At 60.9% G+C, this 16,606-nt stretch carries 19 protein-coding genes; 3 read left to right on the top strand and 16 right to left on the bottom strand.

Going from position 1 to position 16,606, the window contains the following annotated elements; genetic code table 11:
- Positions 1-59: 59 nt before the first annotated feature.
- The 3 genes from NPS56_RS03470 to NPS56_RS03460 form a co-directional block, all read right to left on the bottom strand.
- Positions 60-404: a YegP family protein gene (locus NPS56_RS03470; protein WP_274073476.1), complete on the bottom strand. Its 345-nt coding sequence runs from the start codon at positions 402-404 to the stop codon at positions 60-62.
- Between the two features lie 177 nt (positions 405-581).
- A complete protein-coding gene (locus NPS56_RS03465) occupies positions 582-887 on the bottom strand; it encodes a ribbon-helix-helix domain-containing protein (protein ID WP_274073475.1) in 306 nt (101 codons plus the stop codon).
- A 14-nt stretch (positions 888-901) separates the two neighbouring features.
- Positions 902-1,483, bottom strand: coding sequence for a DJ-1/PfpI family protein (locus tag NPS56_RS03460; RefSeq protein WP_274073474.1), 582 nt, complete (start codon positions 1,481-1,483; stop codon positions 902-904).
- A 293-nt stretch (positions 1,484-1,776) separates the two neighbouring features.
- On the opposite strand from NPS56_RS03460, the gene NPS56_RS03455 reads away from it, so the two are divergent.
- Positions 1,777-2,667: a DMT family transporter gene (locus NPS56_RS03455; protein WP_274073473.1), complete on the top strand. Its 891-nt coding sequence runs from the start codon at positions 1,777-1,779 to the stop codon at positions 2,665-2,667.
- A gap of 11 nt (positions 2,668-2,678) precedes the next feature.
- Here NPS56_RS03455 and NPS56_RS03450 read toward each other — a convergent pair whose 3' ends face one another.
- From NPS56_RS03450 to NPS56_RS03440, 3 genes are all read right to left on the bottom strand, one after another.
- Positions 2,679-3,893, bottom strand: coding sequence for a class I SAM-dependent methyltransferase (locus NPS56_RS03450; protein WP_274073472.1), 1,215 nt, complete (start codon positions 3,891-3,893; stop codon positions 2,679-2,681).
- Between the two features lie 130 nt (positions 3,894-4,023).
- Complete coding sequence (locus NPS56_RS03445) at positions 4,024-4,386, bottom strand: hypothetical protein (protein WP_274073471.1); 363 nt, start codon at positions 4,384-4,386, stop codon at positions 4,024-4,026.
- 2 nt (positions 4,387-4,388) lie between these two features.
- The gene (locus NPS56_RS03440) at positions 4,389-4,658 is read right to left on the bottom strand and encodes an ogr/Delta-like zinc finger family protein (RefSeq protein WP_274073470.1); all 270 of its coding nucleotides are present in this window, start codon (positions 4,656-4,658) and stop codon (positions 4,389-4,391) included.
- 300 nt (positions 4,659-4,958) lie between these two features.
- Between NPS56_RS03440 and NPS56_RS03435 the strand changes: the two genes are divergently transcribed.
- Positions 4,959-5,387, top strand: a complete 429-nt coding sequence (locus NPS56_RS03435; RefSeq protein ID WP_274073469.1) for a helix-turn-helix domain-containing protein — start codon at positions 4,959-4,961, stop codon at positions 5,385-5,387.
- A 48-nt stretch (positions 5,388-5,435) separates the two neighbouring features.
- Here NPS56_RS03435 and NPS56_RS03430 read toward each other — a convergent pair whose 3' ends face one another.
- The 5 genes from NPS56_RS03430 to NPS56_RS03410 all read right to left on the bottom strand — a co-directional run bounded on the left by NPS56_RS03430 (position 5,436) and on the right by NPS56_RS03410 (position 8,371).
- Positions 5,436-5,792 carry a putative holin gene (locus NPS56_RS03430; protein WP_274073468.1) on the bottom strand — a complete coding sequence of 119 codons (357 nt, stop codon included), beginning with the start codon at positions 5,790-5,792 and terminating at the stop codon, positions 5,436-5,438.
- Positions 5,779-6,081: a helix-turn-helix domain-containing protein gene (locus tag NPS56_RS03425; RefSeq protein WP_274073467.1), complete on the bottom strand. Its 303-nt coding sequence runs from the start codon at positions 6,079-6,081 to the stop codon at positions 5,779-5,781. Before NPS56_RS03425 ends, NPS56_RS03430 begins: the two co-directional genes overlap by 14 nt.
- A gap of 133 nt (positions 6,082-6,214) precedes the next feature.
- Positions 6,215-6,832, bottom strand: a complete 618-nt coding sequence (locus NPS56_RS03420; RefSeq protein WP_274073466.1) for a TPM domain-containing protein — start codon at positions 6,830-6,832, stop codon at positions 6,215-6,217.
- 41 nt (positions 6,833-6,873) lie between these two features.
- Positions 6,874-7,626 carry a TPM domain-containing protein gene (locus tag NPS56_RS03415; RefSeq protein ID WP_274073465.1) on the bottom strand — a complete coding sequence of 251 codons (753 nt, stop codon included), beginning with the start codon at positions 7,624-7,626 and terminating at the stop codon, positions 6,874-6,876.
- Positions 7,627-7,765: 139 nt separating this feature from the next.
- Positions 7,766-8,371 (bottom strand): LemA family protein, encoded by a 606-nt coding sequence (locus NPS56_RS03410; protein ID WP_274073464.1) that lies wholly within the window; start codon positions 8,369-8,371, stop codon positions 7,766-7,768.
- A gap of 260 nt (positions 8,372-8,631) precedes the next feature.
- On the opposite strand from NPS56_RS03410, the gene bglX reads away from it, so the two are divergent.
- Positions 8,632-10,923 (top strand): beta-glucosidase BglX, encoded by a 2,292-nt coding sequence (gene bglX, locus NPS56_RS03405; RefSeq protein ID WP_274073463.1) that lies wholly within the window; start codon positions 8,632-8,634, stop codon positions 10,921-10,923.
- A 122-nt stretch (positions 10,924-11,045) separates the two neighbouring features.
- Here the strand turns inward: bglX and NPS56_RS03400 are convergent, their stop codons facing one another.
- From NPS56_RS03400 to NPS56_RS03380, 5 genes are all read right to left on the bottom strand, one after another.
- The gene (locus NPS56_RS03400) at positions 11,046-12,203 is read right to left on the bottom strand and encodes a phospholipase D-like domain-containing protein (protein ID WP_274073462.1); all 1,158 of its coding nucleotides are present in this window, start codon (positions 12,201-12,203) and stop codon (positions 11,046-11,048) included.
- Between the two features lies 1 nt (position 12,204).
- Positions 12,205-12,795: a YceI family protein gene (locus tag NPS56_RS03395; RefSeq protein WP_274073461.1), complete on the bottom strand. Its 591-nt coding sequence runs from the start codon at positions 12,793-12,795 to the stop codon at positions 12,205-12,207.
- Positions 12,796-12,954: 159 nt separating this feature from the next.
- A complete protein-coding gene (locus NPS56_RS03390; protein ID WP_274073460.1) occupies positions 12,955-13,725 on the bottom strand; it encodes an IclR family transcriptional regulator in 771 nt (256 codons plus the stop codon).
- Between the two features lie 69 nt (positions 13,726-13,794).
- Positions 13,795-15,237, bottom strand: a complete 1,443-nt coding sequence (locus NPS56_RS03385; RefSeq protein WP_274073459.1) for an amidase — start codon at positions 15,235-15,237, stop codon at positions 13,795-13,797.
- Positions 15,238-15,239: 2 nt separating this feature from the next.
- Complete coding sequence (locus tag NPS56_RS03380; RefSeq protein ID WP_274073458.1) at positions 15,240-16,550, bottom strand: citrate-proton symporter; 1,311 nt, start codon at positions 16,548-16,550, stop codon at positions 15,240-15,242.
- Positions 16,551-16,606: the final 56 nt, after the last annotated feature.

The raw sequence follows: 16,606 nt of genomic DNA, 5'->3' as shown, positions 1-16,606 counted from the left end.
GTCGACTGACACACCATCGCCAGCAAGCCGGCTCCTACAGGGGGCGTCGCGTGGTGTTTTCAGAGTACGGGCAGGGTTTTGTCCTTGATCACCTTGCTCGGCCCATTGGCCTTCACACTGGCGATGCCTTTCTCCATGGCGGCATCGGAGGAATAGGATTCACTGCTGCCGATAATCTCGTGGTTACCGGCCTTGAGGTTGAAATAAGGATGGCCATCCTTGGTGGTTTTTTTCTCGTAGCGCTCATCGAGCGGGCTGTTGGCCTGGACTGACGATATGCCTTTGTCGGCCGCGGCGCGGGTGGTGTACAACTCGCTGTTCAGAATGGTTTCGGCATTCGCCGCCTTCAGCACAAACCTGAACTGACCGCTGCTGCTCTTGCTCACTTCGTACCATCCGGACATGCTCTTTCTCCTTGGCGATTGGAAGGTTGCGCGCTTCAGAGTAAAGACCAGCCTGCTGTTTCTGTCGCCTGTGTGGGCCCTATCGCCAGCAGGCCAGCTCCCACATTGGACTGATGCACACCAATCCACTGTGGGAGCCAGCCTGCTGGCGATGGGGCCCGTAAGCAAGCTGCAAACCTAATTGACTGAACGCTTCACCACCGACAACTCCGGAGCAGCTACCCGCCGCTGACTCAGATACCGCGTACAACTCACCCGCAGGAACGAAGCAAAATTGACCACCTCGCCGCGATAGTCCATGACCTCTTCATACAGCTTGGCAATCAGCTGGTTGGTGGTCATGCCGTCGGTCTCGGCGATTTCGCTGAGGATGTCCCAGAACTGATTCTCCAGCCGCAGGGTGGTAACCACCCCGCAGATGCGCAGCGAGCGCGAGCGCGATTCGTAGAGGATCGGATCGGCTTTGACGTACAGCTCGCACATGGACGGGTCCCCCGTTACAGCGTGATTTTGGTGCCCAGCAAACCGAGGAATCCGGCCAGCCAGCTAGGGTGGGCAGGCCAGGCTGGCGCCGTGGCCAGATTGCCTTGAACATGGCCGTCCGTCACCGGGATATCGATAAACGTACCGCCCGCCAGGCGTACTTCCGGCGCACAGGCCGGGTAAGCACTGCATTCACGCCCTTCGAGAATTCCCGCGGCGGCGAGCAACTGTGCACCGTGGCACACGGCGGCGATCGGCTTGCCGGCCTTGTCGAAGTCGCGCACCAGTTCCAGGACTTTTTCATTCAGGCGCAAGTACTCCGGCGCACGACCGCCCGGGATCAGCACCGCATCGTAATCCGCCGCCTTGACCTTGGCAAAATCGAAGTTCAGGGCAAACAGGTGACCGGGCTTTTCGCTGTAGGTCTGGTCGCCTTCGAAGTCATGGATGGCTGTGCGCACGGTCTGGCCGGCGGTCTTGTCCGGGCAAACGGCATGCACCGTGTGACCGACCATCAGCAGGGCCTGGAATGGCACCATCACTTCGTAGTCTTCGACGTAATCGCCGACCAGCATCAGAATTTTTTTCGCCGCCATGGGGAGGACTCCTCTGGGAAATGCGTAGGAGTATTCAAGGTAGTCCTTATCCGCTGGGGTGGGTAATAACCTGCTACTACGCGATCTCCTTGTGCAGGAGCTGCCGGAGGCTGCGATCTTTTGATCTTGATCTTGAAAGCAAGATCAAAAGATCGCAGCCTGCGGCAGCTCCTACGTTGGGAGCTTCGCTCCCAACTGTACGGATAACTCTGCACTTAGCTGTAACAGCGCAGACGCCACGGTTTATGGCTAGATGAAGGCACTTCCCATCACCCACGATTCTGGTTGCCATCATGACCTCGCGCGAAAACACCGGCATGGCCCTGGGCCTGCTCGGCGTTGTGATCTTCAGCCTCACCCTGCCCTTCACACGCATCGTCGTGCAGGAACTGCATCCACTGCTCAATGGCCTGGGCCGGGCGCTGTTCGCGGCGATTCCCGCGGCGTTGCTGTTGCTGTGGCGGCGTGAGAAATGGCCAACCTGGCAGCAGGTCAAGGGCCTGACGCTGGTCATTGCCGGGGTGATCCTCGGGTTCCCGGTGCTGTCGGCCTGGGCCATGCAAACCTTGCCGGCGTCCCATGGCGCCCTGGTCAATGGCTTGCAGCCACTGTGCGTGGCACTGTATGCCGCGTGGCTGTCCCACGAACGCCCATCGAAAGCCTTCTGGGCCTGCGCCGCGCTGGGCAGTGCCCTGGTGCTCGGTTATGCGCTGATCAGCGGGGCCGGCAGCATCCAGGCCGGTGACTTGTTGATGCTGGGCGCGATTGCGGTGGGCGGCCTGGGGTACGCCGAGGGTGGCCGGTTGGCCAAGGAAATGGGCGGCTGGCAAGTGATCTGCTGGGCGCTGGTACTGTCGACGCCGCTGTTGATCGGGCCGGTGCTGTACCTTGCGTTGCAACATCAGGGCGAGATTTCCGCCAAAACCTGGTGGGCCTTCGGCTACGTCTCGCTGTTTTCGCAATTCATCGGCTTCTTTGCCTGGTATGCCGGGCTGGCCATCGGTGGCATTGCCCGGGTCAGCCAGATCCAGCTGTTGCAGATTTTCTTCACCATCGGCTTTTCCGCACTGTTCTTTGGCGAACAGGTCGAGCCGATCACCTGGCTGTTCGCCGGCGGGGTGATCGTGACCGTCGTGTTGGGCCGCAAGACGGCGGTCAAGCCCGCACGCATCGCCACCGCGTAATACCTACGGGATCAGAGGTAACCGTCAGCCCGCAACAGGGTTTCCAGGCAATGCTCGGTGATGTGGTAGAACGCCTTGAGTTCCTCGATCTTCGCCAGCAGCTGGGCGGGATCACCCGGCTCGGCGCGCTTGACCGCCAGGATCATCTTGTTCTTGTTGGTGTGGTCCAGCGAGATGAACTCGAACACCTTGGTCTCGTAGCCGCAGGCTTCGAGGAACAGTGCACGCAAGCTGTCGGTGACCATTTCCGCCTGCTGTCCCAGGTGCAAGCCGTATTGCAGCATCGGCTTGAGCAATGCCGGGCTCTGGATTTGCAGGCGAATCTGTTTGTGACAGCACGGCGAACACATGATGATCGAGGCGCCGGAACGAATGCCGGTATGGATCGCATAGTCCGTGGCGATGTCACAGGCATGCAGCGCGATCATCACATCCAGCTCGCTCGGTGCCACGCTGCGCACATCCCCGCACTTGAAGACCAGCCCTGGATGCTCCAGCTTGGCCGCGGCGGTGTTGCACAGGGTGACCATGTCTTCGCGCAGCTCGACGCCGGTTACCTGCGCTTCGGCCTTCAAGGTATTGCGCAGATAGTCATGGATCGCGAAGGTCAGGTAACCCTTGCCGGATCCGAAGTCCGCCACCCGCACCGGGCTGTCCAGCGCCAGGGGCGACGAGGTCAGCGCATGGCTGAAGACCTCGATGAACTTGTTGATCTGTTTCCACTTGCGCGACATCGCCGGGATCAGTTCATGCTGCTTGTTGGTGACGCCCAGGTCGGCGAGAAACGGCCGCTCCAGATCGAGAAAGCGGTTTTTCTCGCGGTTGTGCCCGGCGGACGGCACTTCGCGCAATTGCTGGGGTTTGCTCTTGAACAGCGAAGACTTGCCCTTTTTGCTGTATTCGAGCTGGGCTTCGTCGGTCAATGACAACAAATGCGCATTCTTGAACGACGCCGGCAACAAACCGGCGATGACTGCCACACCTTCGGTCAATGGCAGGTTCTTGGTGATGTCGCGGGTCTTGTACCGATAGACGAAGGACAGGCAAGCCTGCGCCTTGACCGTCACCGGCTTGATGATGATCCGCTGCAGGTCCGCTTCCTCGCCGGCGTACTTGGCCAGCACCAGCTTGATGAAGGCATTCTGGTCGAGGCTCGATTGCAGCAGGCCGATGAACTGGGCGTGGTGGTCCGGCGCGAGGCTGGCGGGAGTAGCGGTGACGGACATGGAAAAACGGCCTCGGGCAATGCAAATCGGAGAATGGCCGATATTTTAGGGGGGATGCGGGTTTTGGGCACGGGGTTATTTTTCGCAGGCCCGCAAATGCCCCTCGGACCTGCGAGTATCCGGCGTGCCATCAGGGCTCCACCAGCCTAAGTTTGCGATTGATCGGTGAATTGATCACATACCTGACGATCAATCCCACCGGTACGGCCCACGTCAGGCCATTGGCGGGGTCCGTGATGACAGCAACGGTTTCGGAGCTGGCGCCGATGTCCAGGCGTCGTCGATCGTTGCAGGACTTGAGCTCCCCGTAGGCGTGGCTGACCAGTCGCTCCGCCAGGTGCATCGGCACATCAATCCCTTGCAGGTGCTTCACGGCACGACAGAACAGCACCTGGTCATCAATTACCGCATCACTTTCGTGACGGGCCAGAAATGCCTGGGCGATGGCCAACAATTGCTCGTTCAAATCCTCGTTTTCAACAATGGCGGACATGTTCATGACTCCGTCGACTCAGGCGCCGTCGGTGCAAGCGGACGCGCGGCGTGCCGCAAATCGGGCCCGGCGCAAGGCAAACGCACGGCGGGGTTGGGCATGCCACTGGGTGAAAGTTCGTGGGTCATTTCGAACTCGGCCCGCACCGACCAGCCGCAGGCTTCCGACGTGCATTGCAAGTACGCCACCCGCAGGAAAATATGACGACCCTCGCTGGTGCGGATGCGCATCCGGCTCAAGCAGTGCGGGCACACCATTTTGTAAGTACTCATACCTGGATCCCGCTGTTCGACGGGTGGTAATCAACATAATCAAACGCAATACTGCTTGATGCGATGATCGCTGCAACCCGGCATTGCCAATAACGCCCACCCGAAAGAAGAAAGTGCAAGGAATAACGGCGTAATGGGCAGGAACCAAACATGTAGGAAATCACCCTGCTACCATTAGGAAGTTTCGACATCATATTCATCTCATTCATAGTTGAAGATTGATTCCTCACAATAAAAAAGTTACTCATTGCGCATACATTAAGCACTCAAAAAGCGTGTGTCAAAAGGAAGAGGCTCAAATTGCGTAGCAAAAAATCTCAGGCTGTTTTAGCGCGACTGAAGCAAATTACCGGCACAAAAAGCGATGCCTCTTTGTCTTCGGCGTTACAAGTCAGCCCGCAGACCCTTAGTAGCTGGAAGGGTCGCGACAGTACGCCATACTCATTATGCGTAGAAATTGCACAGTCGCGCGGCATTTCACTCGACTGGTTGTTGCTGGGCGAAGGTCCAATCCTGCGTCACAGCGCTGCGGCCAATGAACTCGAACACCACCAGGAAACAGCCAATCGGGAAAATACAATTCTCGCGATGTGGCGATTGCTCGGTGAAGAAGATCGCTGCGCCATACAAAATGCCCTGGAGGAAAAACGCCGCCTGCGTGAAATGGAACTCAAACTTTCAGAGATGGCGTCTATTCTGTCGACACTTCAACAGGCGAACGAAACATGAGTACATATGTAGTTCGCAATCGGTTTAATCATGACGAGTTGATACCCGTCAGCGTCGCCCTTTGAGGCGCTCAATGATTTCCCCAAGGCCAGCGCCGTCGACCCACTGCATGATCTTGACGCTGATGGGAATAATGATCAGCGCGCAAAGAAATGCCGTTACCCCTGCCGTCAGGAAAGGCGCCAACGGCAGTGCGACAGGGGTAAAAAGATAGCCGACGCCCGCCGACAGCAACCACGAGCCGATCCGCTGCCAGGCTTTGAATTCAACGCGCGTCGTGATAACCAGCCACGCCCCCAGCGATGCACCGAACAGCGCTTCGCCATCTATCGCGGGCAATGTCGCGATGCCCAATCCCAGCAGTAGCCCACTGATACTGTTATAGGCCGAGTCAGTCAGATTCATGCACACCTCGCTCATCGACCTCGTCGATGACAATGGCGCCCGACTCGATGGCTTTGAGCAAGGCGGCATGCCGGGACCTGACAGCAAACTTGCGGCGAATACTGGCAAAGTGGAAGTTGATCGTGGTGGGCGAGCAATTCTGAATCCTGGCGATTTCCCAAGAAGTCTTGCCTTTGTAGCACCAGATCAAGGCTTGTGTTTCTTTAGTTGTCAGATGGATCGGCGTTTCATTTCTCCCGCCGTCAGGCGCTGCACCGGCAAAAGAGTCGAGCGGTAGATGCGTTGACATAAGTACTCCCTCTACGTCAGGACGCCCGTCACAGAGCGTTCGCTATTGGAGGGAGATGTTGAAGACCGGGCAGGAGCCAGACAACCGGCCGCAGTTGTACCGCCAAGCGTTACAAAAATGTGCGACGGCCAGCCTAGCCGAGCACGACCAGGCGGTTTGGCAGCTCGTTGCGCACATGGGTCACTGGAACGTGCACCTTGAGCAACTCACCGCAGGCCTCGACGCAGGCGATAAAGCCCTGCAACGTCTGGCCCTGGCGCACCTGCTGGGTGAACTGCGCGACAATCGCGTCCCAATGGCTGTTGTCCAGCCGACTGGAGATACCCTCGTCCACCAGGATTTCCACATAGCGCTCGGCTTCAGAGACGAAAATCAGGATGCCGGTGCTGCCGACCGTATGGTGCAGGTTCTGTTCGAGGAATTGCCGGCGCGCCAGGTTCGAGGCACGCCAATGGCGCACCGACCGCGGAATCAGGTGCGTGGTGATTTTCGGAATTCGCAATACCAGGCACAGCACGATGAAGGTGCTCCATTGCACCATCAGCAGGCTGTGCAAGGTCAGCCAGCCCGTCAGGTAATGCACGATCCCCGGCAGCACCAGTGCCAGCAGACTGGCCCAGAGCAGCGGGATGTACACATAGTCGTCGGCGCGGGCCGCGAGCACGGTGACCAGCTCCGCGTCGGTGTCGCGCTCGACCCGGGCAATCGCCTCGGCGACCTTGCGTTGTTCGTGTTCAGTCAGTAATGCCATCTGTTGAATGCCTGCTCGCTAATGTATTTATTTCCGTGTCATCACCAGCCACCCGACGAACCGCCGCCACCGAAACTGCCCCCTCCGCCGCTGAACCCGCCCCCACCGCCACCGCCGAAACCACCGCCACCAAAACCGCCACCGGAACCACCGGAGCCGCCACGACCGGCAGGAAGGATACCGAGCATCTGGCAAACGAATACTGTCAGGATGAACAACAACACCAGAAACACGAACAACCCCGGATGCCGCGAGACGAAATCGTCACCCGGATCGCCGCTGGACTCATAGACCGTCGAGGGCTCGTCCAGGGGATTGCCACCCAGCACCACCAGCATCGCCGCCACTCCGTCGCTGATGCCCTTGCTGAAATTACCCGCCTTGAACGCCGGGGTGATGACCTGGTTGATGATCACCGAGCTCTGGGCGTCGGTCAGGCGATCTTCCAGGCCGTAGCCGACTTCGATGCGCAGTTTGCGCTCATCACGGGCAACAATCAGCAGCGCGCCGTTGTTCTTGTCTTTCTGGCCAATGCCCCAGTAGCGGCCCAGTTGATAGCCGAAATCGGCGATATCGGTGCCCTGCAAGTTTGCCAGCGTGACCACCACCAACTGCTCGCCGGTGGTCTTTTCATGGGCCTGCAACTGTTGAACCAGCTGCTCGCGCACCGCTGGCTCGATCATCTGGGCGTTATCCACCACCCGCCCGGTCAGCTCCGGGAACTTCAATTGGGCCTGGACGGCCAGGGCAAACAGCCACAGCAACAACACCAGACCGATCTTCAACGCTCGCATTGGCAACCTCGCACGTCCTTGCAGGAGCTGCCGAAGGCTGCGATCTTTTGATCTTGATCTTTTCGAAACCGCTGAAAAACAAAGTCAAAAGATCGCAGCCTTCGGCAGCTCCTACAGGGTATCTACCCGCCATCAGGATTCAGAATTTGACCTCGGGTGGTTTCTCCGACCCCGGCGTGGCCTCGAAGGTCGCGCGTTCCGGCAGATTGCTGTACATCACGCTGTGCCACAGGCGACCGGGGAAGGTGCGGATCTCGGTGTTGTATTTCTGCACCGCCAGGATGAAGTCGCGTCGGGCCACGCTGATCCGATTCTCGGTGCCTTCAAGCTGCGATTGCAGGGCCAGGAAGTTCTGGTTGGCCTTGAGGTCCGGATAACGCTCGGACACCACCATCAGGCGGCTCAAGGCACCGCTGAGCTGATCCTGGGCCTGCTGGTACTGCTTGAGCTTTTCCGGGTTGTCGAGCGTGGAGGCGTCGACCTGGATCGAGGTGGCCTTGGCCCTGGCTTCGATCACGGCCGTCAGGGTGTCCTTTTCATGCGCGGCATAGCCCTTGACGGTTTCCACCAGGTTGGGAATCAGGTCGGCACGGCGCTGATACTGGTTCTGCACCTGGCCCCAGGCAGCCTTGGCCTGTTCATCGAGGGTCGGGATGTTGTTGATGCCGCAGGCCGTCAGCAACGTGGCCAACACGAGCAACGTGGCCACTTGCAGGCTCGACCGGTAGGACTGTCGTACATTCATCGCGGTGATGCTCCGTTCACATTTCATGGAAAAAACAACCGGCGACCCTCTCGGCCGGCTCTTCGGGCATAATCGGCGCGGCACTGGATTGCGTCGGGGCAAATGGGCTAAAAGATGCCCTGCAGAAAAACCGCTTCCGGTGTTCGACTGCCGTTTTCGGCCGTCGCTTTTTGAGTCAGCACCCGAACAACAATAGTCGCTCCCTAAATTTTGGCTGGCCGGCGTGTACATCGCCGCTTGGGCCCTTGAGAAAACTATTCATGAAGAAGCTGTGTTTGCTGGGCCTGTTCGTCAGCCTGGCCAGTCAAAACGTACTGGCCGCCACGACGCCCGCACCCCTGGAAAACAAGGACGCCTTCGTCAGCAACCTGATGAAGCAAATGACCCTCGATGAAAAAATCGGCCAGTTGCGCCTGATCAGCATCGGCCCGGAAATGCCGCGCGAAATGATCCGCAAGGAAATCGCGGCGGGCAACATCGGCGGTACGTTCAACTCGATCACCCGCCCGGAAAACCGTCCGATGCAGGACGCGGCCATGCGCAGCCGCCTGAAGATCCCGATGTTCTTCGCCTACGACGTGATCCACGGCCACCGCACCATTTTCCCGATCCCGCTGGCGCTGGCGTCGAGCTGGGACATGGACGCCATCGGCCTGTCCGGGCGCATTGCCGCCAAGGAAGCCGCGGCTGACAGCCTCGATATCACCTTCGCGCCCATGGTCGACATCTCCCGCGATCCGCGCTGGGGTCGTACGTCCGAAGGCTTTGGCGAAGACACCTACCTGGTGTCACGCATTGCCGGCGTAATGGTCAAGGCGTTCCAGGGTACTGGCGCCAACGCCGCCGACAGCATCATGGCCAGCGTCAAGCATTTCGCCCTGTATGGCGCGGTCGAGGGCGGTCGCGACTACAACGTGGTCGACATGAGCCCGGTCAAGATGTACCAGGACTACCTGCCGCCGTACCGCGCCGCGATTGATGCCGGCGCGGGTGGGGTGATGGTCGCGCTGAACTCGATCAACGGCGTGCCGGCCACGGCCAACACCTGGCTGATGAACGACCTGTTGCGCAAGGAATGGGGCTTCAAGGGCCTGGCGGTCAGTGACCACGGAGCGATTTTCGAGCTGATCAAGCACGGTGTCGCCCGCGATGGCCGTGAAGCGGCGAAGCTGGCGATCAAGGCCGGCATCCACATGAGCATGAACGACACCCTGTACGGCAAGGAACTGCCAGGGCTGCTCAAAGCCGGCGAGATCCAGCAGAGCGACATCGACAACGCCGTGCGTGCGGTACTGGACGCCAAGTACGACATGGGCCTGTTCAAGGACCCGTACCTGCGCATCGGCAAGGCCGAGGATGACCCGGTCGACACCTACGCCGACAGCCGCCTGCACCGTGCCGAGGCCCGCGATGTGGCGCGCCGCAGCCTGGTGTTGCTGAAAAACCAGGGCGAAACCCTGCCGCTGAAGAAAACCGCGAAAATCGCCCTGGTTGGCCCGCTGGCCAAAGCGCCAATCGACATGATGGGCAGCTGGGCCGCCGCCGGTCGCCCGGCGCAATCGGTGACCCTGTTCGATGGCATGACCAACGCTCTGGGCGCACAGTCGACGCTGATCTACGCCCGTGGCGCCAACATCACCAGCGACCCGAAGATCCTCGGTTACCTGAACTTCCTCAACTTCGACGCCCCGGAAGTGGTGGATGACCCGCGTCCGGCGAACGTGCTGATCGACGAAGCGGTGAAAGCTGCCAAGGATGCCGACGTGGTGGTGGCCGCCGTGGGCGAGTCCCGCGGCATGTCCCACGAATCGTCCAGCCGTACCGACCTGAACATCCCGGAAAACCAGCGCGAGCTGATCCGTGCCCTTAAAGCCACCGGCAAACCGTTGGTACTGGTGCTGATGAACGGCCGTCCGTTGTCGATTCTCGAGGAGAAGGAACAGGCCGACGCGATCCTGGAAACCTGGTTCAGCGGCACCGAAGGTGGCAACGCCATTGCCGACGTGCTGTTCGGCGACTACAACCCGTCGGGCAAACTGCCGATCACCATCCCGCGCTCGGTGGGCCAGATTCCGACCTACTACAACCACCTGACCATCGGCCGGCCGTTCACCCCGGGCAAACCGGGCAACTACACCTCGCAGTACTTCGATGACACCACCGGCCCGCTGTACCCGTTTGGTTATGGCCTGAGCTACACCGATTTCAGCCTGGGCGACATGGCGCTGTCGTCGACCACACTGAACAAGACCGGCAAGCTCGACGCCAGCATCACGGTGAAAAACACCGGCAAGCGCGACGGCGAGACCGTGGTGCAGTTGTACATCCAGGACGAGACCGGCTCGATGATCCGCCCGATCAAGGAGCTGAAGAACTTCCAGAAGATCATGCTCAATGCCGGCGAACAGAAAGTCGTGCACTTCACCATCACCGAAGACGACCTGAAGTTCTACAACACACAGCTCAAGTACGTGGCGGAGCCGGGCAAGTTCAACGTGCAGATCGGCCTGGATTCCCAGGATGTGACGCAGCAGAGCTTTGAACTGCTGTAACTCCGCGATCCTCTGTAGGAGCTGGCTTGCCAGCGAAGAGGCCATAACATTCAACATCTTGGTTGGATGTTATACCGCCTTCGCTGGCAAGCCAGCTCCTACAGGGGTCTTTGGTGTAGCGACTAGCCCCGTCGATCCAGCAGATTGACCACCAACCGATCCACCCACCCCCACACTCGCTGCTTGACCCGCTTCCACAGCGGGCGGCGCTGCCATGCCTCCAGGCTGACTTCCTGGCTCAGAGAGAAGTCCTTTTCGAAACTCGCCACCACGTCACGGGTCAATCCAGCGTCCAATGCTTCAAGGTTGGCCTCCAGATTGAATCGCAAATTCCAGTGGTCGAAATTGCACGAACCAATGCTCACCCAGTCATCGATCAGGACCATTTTCAGGTGCAGGAAACACGGCTGGTATTCGAAAATCTTCACCCCTGACTTGAGCAGTCGCGGGTAGTAGCGATGCCCGGCGTAACGCACCGACGGGTGATCGGTGCGCGGGCCGGTCAACAGCAGCCGCACATCGACGCCGCGGGAGGCTGCGCGGCGCAGTGAGCGACGGACTTTCCAGGTCGGCAGGAAATACGGCGTGGCCAGCCAGATGCGTTTCTGGCCGCTGTTCAATGCACGAATCAGCGATTGCAGGATGTCCCGGTGCTGGCGGGCGTCGGCATAGGCGACGCGGCCCATGCCCTCACCCGTGGACGGCACGCGGGGCAGGCGCGGCAGGCCGAAGTGCGAAGCCGGGCGCCAGGCGCGGCGATGGCGGTTGGCGATCCATTGGCGGTCGAACAGCAACTGCCAGTCAAGCACCAGCGGGCCGGTGATTTCCACCATCACTTCGTGCCACTCGCTGACGTCTTCGTTGGGCGTCCAGAATTCATCGGTCACACCGGTGCCACCGACCACCGCCAGGCTCTGGTCCACCAGCAGCAGCTTGCGGTGATCGCGGTAGAAATTGCCGACCCAGCGCCGCCAGCTCAGGCGATTGTAGAAGCGCAGCTCGACGCCGGCGGCCGTGAGGCGCTGGCGCAGGGTCAGGGTAAAGGCGAGGCTGCCGTAATCATCGAACAGGCAACGCACCCGCACACCGCGCTCGGCGGCCTGGACCAGCGCCTGGACCATGGCCTCGGCGCAGGCGCCCGCCTCCACCAGATACAGTTCCAGCTCGACCTGTTCTTCGGCGCGGGCGATCGCCACCAGCATGCGCGGGAAGAATTGCGGGCCGTCGACCAGCAACTGGAAACTATTGCCTTCACGCCAGGGAAAGATCGGGCCGGCCATGTCAACGCGCCGTGAAGATCAGCACCGCACCCACCGGCACCGACAGGCTGATGGCCGACAGGCCGGCGACCTTGCGCAACGCTTCCAGGCCAGGCGCCAGGTCGAAATCTTCGGCATTGACCACCACCGGCTCCAGAGTCACCACCTGGAAACGCCGGTCATCGAGACGGGTGGCCAGCAGTTCGGCGTTGTAGGTGTGTTGCTTGCCGTGCAGGTCGACGGTCAGCGGCAGGCGCAATTCCAGTTGTGCGCCTGGCGCGAGGTCGTTGATCGGGCGCAGGTCGATTTGCGTGGTGATCAGGGCTTCGGGAAATTTCTCGATCTCGAACAGCTCCTTGCGCATGCGTTCATCGCGCAAGGGAATGCCGCTGTTGACCGATTCCAGCTCGACCTCCACTTCGGCTTTTCCGCCGGGATCGACTTTGCCGTGCAACACCAGGAAGCGCTGCACTTCGGACACATTGGCGTTTTTGGTGCTGACGAACGACAGCCGCGAGGATTCGCCGTCCAGGTACCAATTGGCCTGGGCCGACAACGAAGCGCCGGCCAACAACAGGCAGGCGAGGGTTTTGCAGACAGACCGCTGGAACATAAACACTCGGGGGGCAGATAAACCTGTGCTGAACCTTAACTGGCCCCGCCGCTATTGCAAACCCACGATCAAAAGATCGCAGCCTGCGGCAGCTCCTACAGGATCGCATTCGCACCCGGATCCTGTAGGAGCTGCCGCAGGCTGCGATCTTTTTGGGCCTTACGCCATTGCCTGCTGCACATTGCCAATGGTCGCGGCGAGGCTGTTCAGGTGCAGGCTCAGCACCCGTTCCACCGGCGCCTGATCCATCGGCCAGTGCAACGCCATGCTGCCGACCAGCCGGCCATCGGTGTGAATCGGCAAGGCCACCGCACGGATCAGGAAGGGTAACCGCACCGGGTATTCCCAGTAGCCCTCGGTGCGCTGACCGAAACCTTGATGCAACGCCTGTTCGGTGGCGCTGAACAGCGATTCGTCGCAGAGGCGCTCACGCTCGGCCAGGCGTTCCACTTCATGGCTTTGCAGCTCACCCAGGCAGGCCCGGCCCATGGCCGAATGGAACAGACTGGCGTGCTGGCCGACGATCTGGCAATTGTTCGGATAACGCTTGCGCAACACCTGCGGGATCGCACTTTCCATCACCTCCACCCGTTCGCCATCGAAGCACGACAGGTCCGCCACCAGCCCGGTGCGTTCGCTCAACTCCAGCAGCAGCGGCGCGGCGTTTTCCACCAGGCGCCGCTTGAAGCGCTGCCGGCTGTCACCAAACAGGCGCTTGGCGCACAGGCGGTAACGCCGGTCGCTCAAGCCGCGATAGATCCAGCCTTGCTCCTGCAAGGTCAGCAACATGCGCGACACCGTGGCCTTGGGCAGACAGGTGAGGTAGTGCAACTCCTCCAGGCCCAACGCCTGATGCTCACCCAGCAACTCGACGATCGCCAGGGCGCGCTCGACCGAACGTACGCTGCCGGTTTCTGCCTTGCTGTCCATGTGTCCGATCTCCTTGGGCGCTAATGGATGATCGATTCTTGCAGCAAGATGTGGGCCTGCCCACCGGTTTCACGCACTTTGCAGACAGCCGGGCGGCCGGCGCTTGACCCACTGGGTCAGTTGCTCGTGGGCATAAGCCAGTTGCAGCACCGCACGATCGGCCTGGGCCGGGCCAATGATTTGCAGGCCCATCGGCAGCCCGGCTGGATTGAAACCCACCGGCACGTTCATGCTCGGCAAACCGGCCAGGGTCGGTCCGATCACCACTTCCATCCAGCGGTGATAAGTGTCCATGCTTTGCCCGCCAACGACACGCGGCCAAGGGGTTTGTGCATCAAAAGGGAACACTTGGGCAGTGGGCAGCAGCAGGAAATCGTAACGTTCGAACAAATCGTTCAAGGCGCGATACCACTCGCTGCGACTGACCGAGGCCTGATAGACATCCGCCGCCGTCAGGCGCAGGCCACCCTCGATTTCCCATTGGGCTTCGGGTTTGAGCTGCTCGCGTTTGTGCGGATCGGCATACAGGCTACCGAGGCCGCCCTGCACCAGCCAGTGACGGTGCACCAGCCAGGCCTGCCACAGGCGCTCCATGGAAAAATCCGGCTGGCAGGCTTCGACCTTGCAACCCAGGGCCGTGAAGTCCTGCAGCGCCGCCTCGCACAGGCTCATCACGCCCGGGTCCATCGGCAGGTAGCCGTTGTAGTCGCCCAGCCAACCTACGCGCACCTCGCTGAAATCCTGGGCCAGCGACTGATGGAAAATCTCCGGATCCTGGGTCAGCGACAACGGCGCGCGCGAATCGTACCCGGCCTGGGTGCCAAGTAACCGCGCAACATCGGTGACGGTGCGACCCATCGGCCCTTCGGTGGCCAGTTGCTGGACAAACACCTCGGGCTGCGGGCCGTGGGGCACGCGGCCCTGGGACGGGCGAAAACCGAACACGTTGTTGAACGCCGCCGGGTTGCGCAGCGAGCCCATCATGTCACTGCCGTCGGCCACCGGCAGCATGCGTAACGCCAGCGCCACCGCCGCCCCGCCGCTGCTGCCGCCGGCGACCAGTGCCGGATCGTAGGCATTGGTGGTGGTGCCGAACACGCTGTTGTAGGTCTGCGAGCCGAGGCCGAATTCCGGCACGTTGCTCTTGCCGATGATGATCGCGCCGCAGTCACGCACCCGCGCCACGCTGATGGCGTCATGCTGCGGCACTTGCTCGGCGAACAGCGGCGAGCCCATGGTCGTGCGCAAACCGGCGGTGGCCGCCAGGTCCTTAACCGCTTGCGGCATGCCGTGCATCCAGCCCCGGGACTGGCCCTGGTCCAGTTGCCGGTCGCAGGTGTCGGCCTCTGCCAGCAGCTCCTCGGCCGGTCGCAGCGACACCAGCGCATTGACCTGCGGATTGAAACGTTCGATCTGCGCCAGATACGCCTGCATCACTTCACGGCAGGACACCTGCCGCCCGTGGATCGCCCGGGACAATGCATCGGCGTCCATTTCAACAATCGGATTCATGCTCAAGGTTTCACCCCAAGGTTAAGTGCTACGGATTTCTTCGCCCGTGGTGCTTCCTGCATGCAGTAAGTGCCCAATAGCGTCAGCACGCAAGCGAACAACACGTAGAAGGATGGCGCCACCGGCGTGGCCAGGACCTTGCTCAGCCAGGTCACGATCAGCGGGGCAAAACCGCCGAACACCATGACCGCGACGTTATAGGCCACCGACACCCCGGTGGAGCGCACTTCAATCGGAAACTGTTCGGCAAGCGCCGTCGGTGCCGGGCCGAAAAACCCGCCGATCGCCGTGCACAGCAACAGTTGCATCACCAGCAAGCGCTCCACCGAGGGCGCCGCCGCGACCCACACGTACAGCGGATAGACCATCAGGAAAAACGCGAGGGTGAAGGCCATCAGCACCGGGCGACGGCCGAGGCGATCCGACAAGGCGCCGGACAGCGGGATCACCACGGTCATCACCGCCACCGCGAGCATCTGCACCAGCAGCACCTGGTCCAGCGGCAGGCCGAGGTTCTTGTGGGCGAAAGTCGGCATGTTCACCAGCACCACGTAGAACGACACCGTCGCACCACAGGCCAGGCCCATCGACACCAGAATGGCGCGGCGATGTTCGCGGATCACTTGCAGCAAACCCGGGCTTTCGCCCTTGGCCTGCTTGCGCGCTTCGAGGAATTCTTCCGGTTCCTCCATGTGCTTGCGAATCCACAGGCCGACCGGGCCGATCAACAGGCCGATCATGAAGGGAATCCGCCATCCCCAGCTATCCAGGGCCTCGGGGGTCAACAGATGGGTGAACAGCGCCACCATGCCCGCCCCGGAAAACACCGCCAGGCATTGCCCGACCAATTGCCACGAGCCGTACAGACCCTTGCGGTGCGCCGGCGCGCTTTCCACCAGGAACGCCGTGGCGCTGGCGTATTCACCACCGGTGGCGAAGCCCTGGAGCATCCGCGCGACCACGATCAACAGCGGCGCACCCATGCCGATGGCGGCGTAGTTCGGCGCGAAGGCGATCAGTGCGATCGAAACGGTCATCAGGCGGATGATCATCTGCATCGCAGCCTTGCGGCCTTTGCGGTCCGAATACATGCCCAGCAGAATACCGCCCACCGGGCGCATGAAGAAACCGACGCCGAAGGTCGCCAGGGCCATCAGCAGTGAGGCGTACTCGTCTTCGGAAGGGAAAAATTGCCGGGCGATGATGCTCGCCAGAAAGCCGTAGACAATGAAGTCATACCATTCCAGCGCATTGCCGATAACGGCCGCGACCACTTGCCGGGTGCGCGAAACACCGGTGCTCGAAGTGTGCATGGGGAACTCTCCAGAAACCTGTTGGGTAATGCCGGGCGCGACATGACGCGCCCGGT

It is taken from the genome of Pseudomonas putida, from assembly GCF_028682635.1.
Classification (GTDB): Bacteria; Pseudomonadota; Gammaproteobacteria; order Pseudomonadales; family Pseudomonadaceae; genus Aquipseudomonas; species Aquipseudomonas putida_AE.
Note: the sequence above shows the minus strand (reverse complement) of the source record. Positions and strands in the feature narration are given on the sequence as shown.

Coding starts and splice junctions, on each gene's coding strand:
- NPS56_RS03465 (WP_274073475.1), bottom strand. CDS start 887: ATGTGCGAGCTGTACGTCAAAGCCGATCCGATCCTCTACGAATCGCGC.
- NPS56_RS03410 (WP_274073464.1), bottom strand. CDS start 8,371: ATGAATGTACGACAGTCCTACCGGTCGAGCCTGCAAGTGGCCACGTTG.
- NPS56_RS03380 (WP_274073458.1), bottom strand. CDS start 16,550: ATGCACACTTCGAGCACCGGTGTTTCGCGCACCCGGCAAGTGGTCGCG.
- NPS56_RS03455 (WP_274073473.1), top strand. CDS start 1,777: ATGACCTCGCGCGAAAACACCGGCATGGCCCTGGGCCTGCTCGGCGTT.
- NPS56_RS03385 (WP_274073459.1), bottom strand. CDS start 15,237: ATGAATCCGATTGTTGAAATGGACGCCGATGCATTGTCCCGGGCGATC.
- NPS56_RS03445 (WP_274073471.1), bottom strand. CDS start 4,386: ATGTCCGCCATTGTTGAAAACGAGGATTTGAACGAGCAATTGTTGGCC.
- NPS56_RS03420 (WP_274073466.1), bottom strand. CDS start 6,832: ATGGCATTACTGACTGAACACGAACAACGCAAGGTCGCCGAGGCGATT.
- NPS56_RS03450 (WP_274073472.1), bottom strand. CDS start 3,893: ATGTCCGTCACCGCTACTCCCGCCAGCCTCGCGCCGGACCACCACGCC.
- NPS56_RS03425 (WP_274073467.1), bottom strand. CDS start 6,081: ATGTCAACGCATCTACCGCTCGACTCTTTTGCCGGTGCAGCGCCTGAC.
- bglX (WP_274073463.1), top strand. CDS start 8,632: ATGAAGAAGCTGTGTTTGCTGGGCCTGTTCGTCAGCCTGGCCAGTCAA.
- NPS56_RS03400 (WP_274073462.1), bottom strand. CDS start 12,203: ATGGCCGGCCCGATCTTTCCCTGGCGTGAAGGCAATAGTTTCCAGTTG.
- NPS56_RS03440 (WP_274073470.1), bottom strand. CDS start 4,658: ATGAGTACTTACAAAATGGTGTGCCCGCACTGCTTGAGCCGGATGCGC.
- NPS56_RS03395 (WP_274073461.1), bottom strand. CDS start 12,795: ATGTTCCAGCGGTCTGTCTGCAAAACCCTCGCCTGCCTGTTGTTGGCC.
- NPS56_RS03460 (WP_274073474.1), bottom strand. CDS start 1,483: ATGGCGGCGAAAAAAATTCTGATGCTGGTCGGCGATTACGTCGAAGAC.
- NPS56_RS03430 (WP_274073468.1), bottom strand. CDS start 5,792: ATGAATCTGACTGACTCGGCCTATAACAGTATCAGTGGGCTACTGCTG.
- NPS56_RS03390 (WP_274073460.1), bottom strand. CDS start 13,725: ATGGACAGCAAGGCAGAAACCGGCAGCGTACGTTCGGTCGAGCGCGCC.
- NPS56_RS03415 (WP_274073465.1), bottom strand. CDS start 7,626: ATGCGAGCGTTGAAGATCGGTCTGGTGTTGTTGCTGTGGCTGTTTGCC.
- NPS56_RS03470 (WP_274073476.1), bottom strand. CDS start 404: ATGTCCGGATGGTACGAAGTGAGCAAGAGCAGCAGCGGTCAGTTCAGG.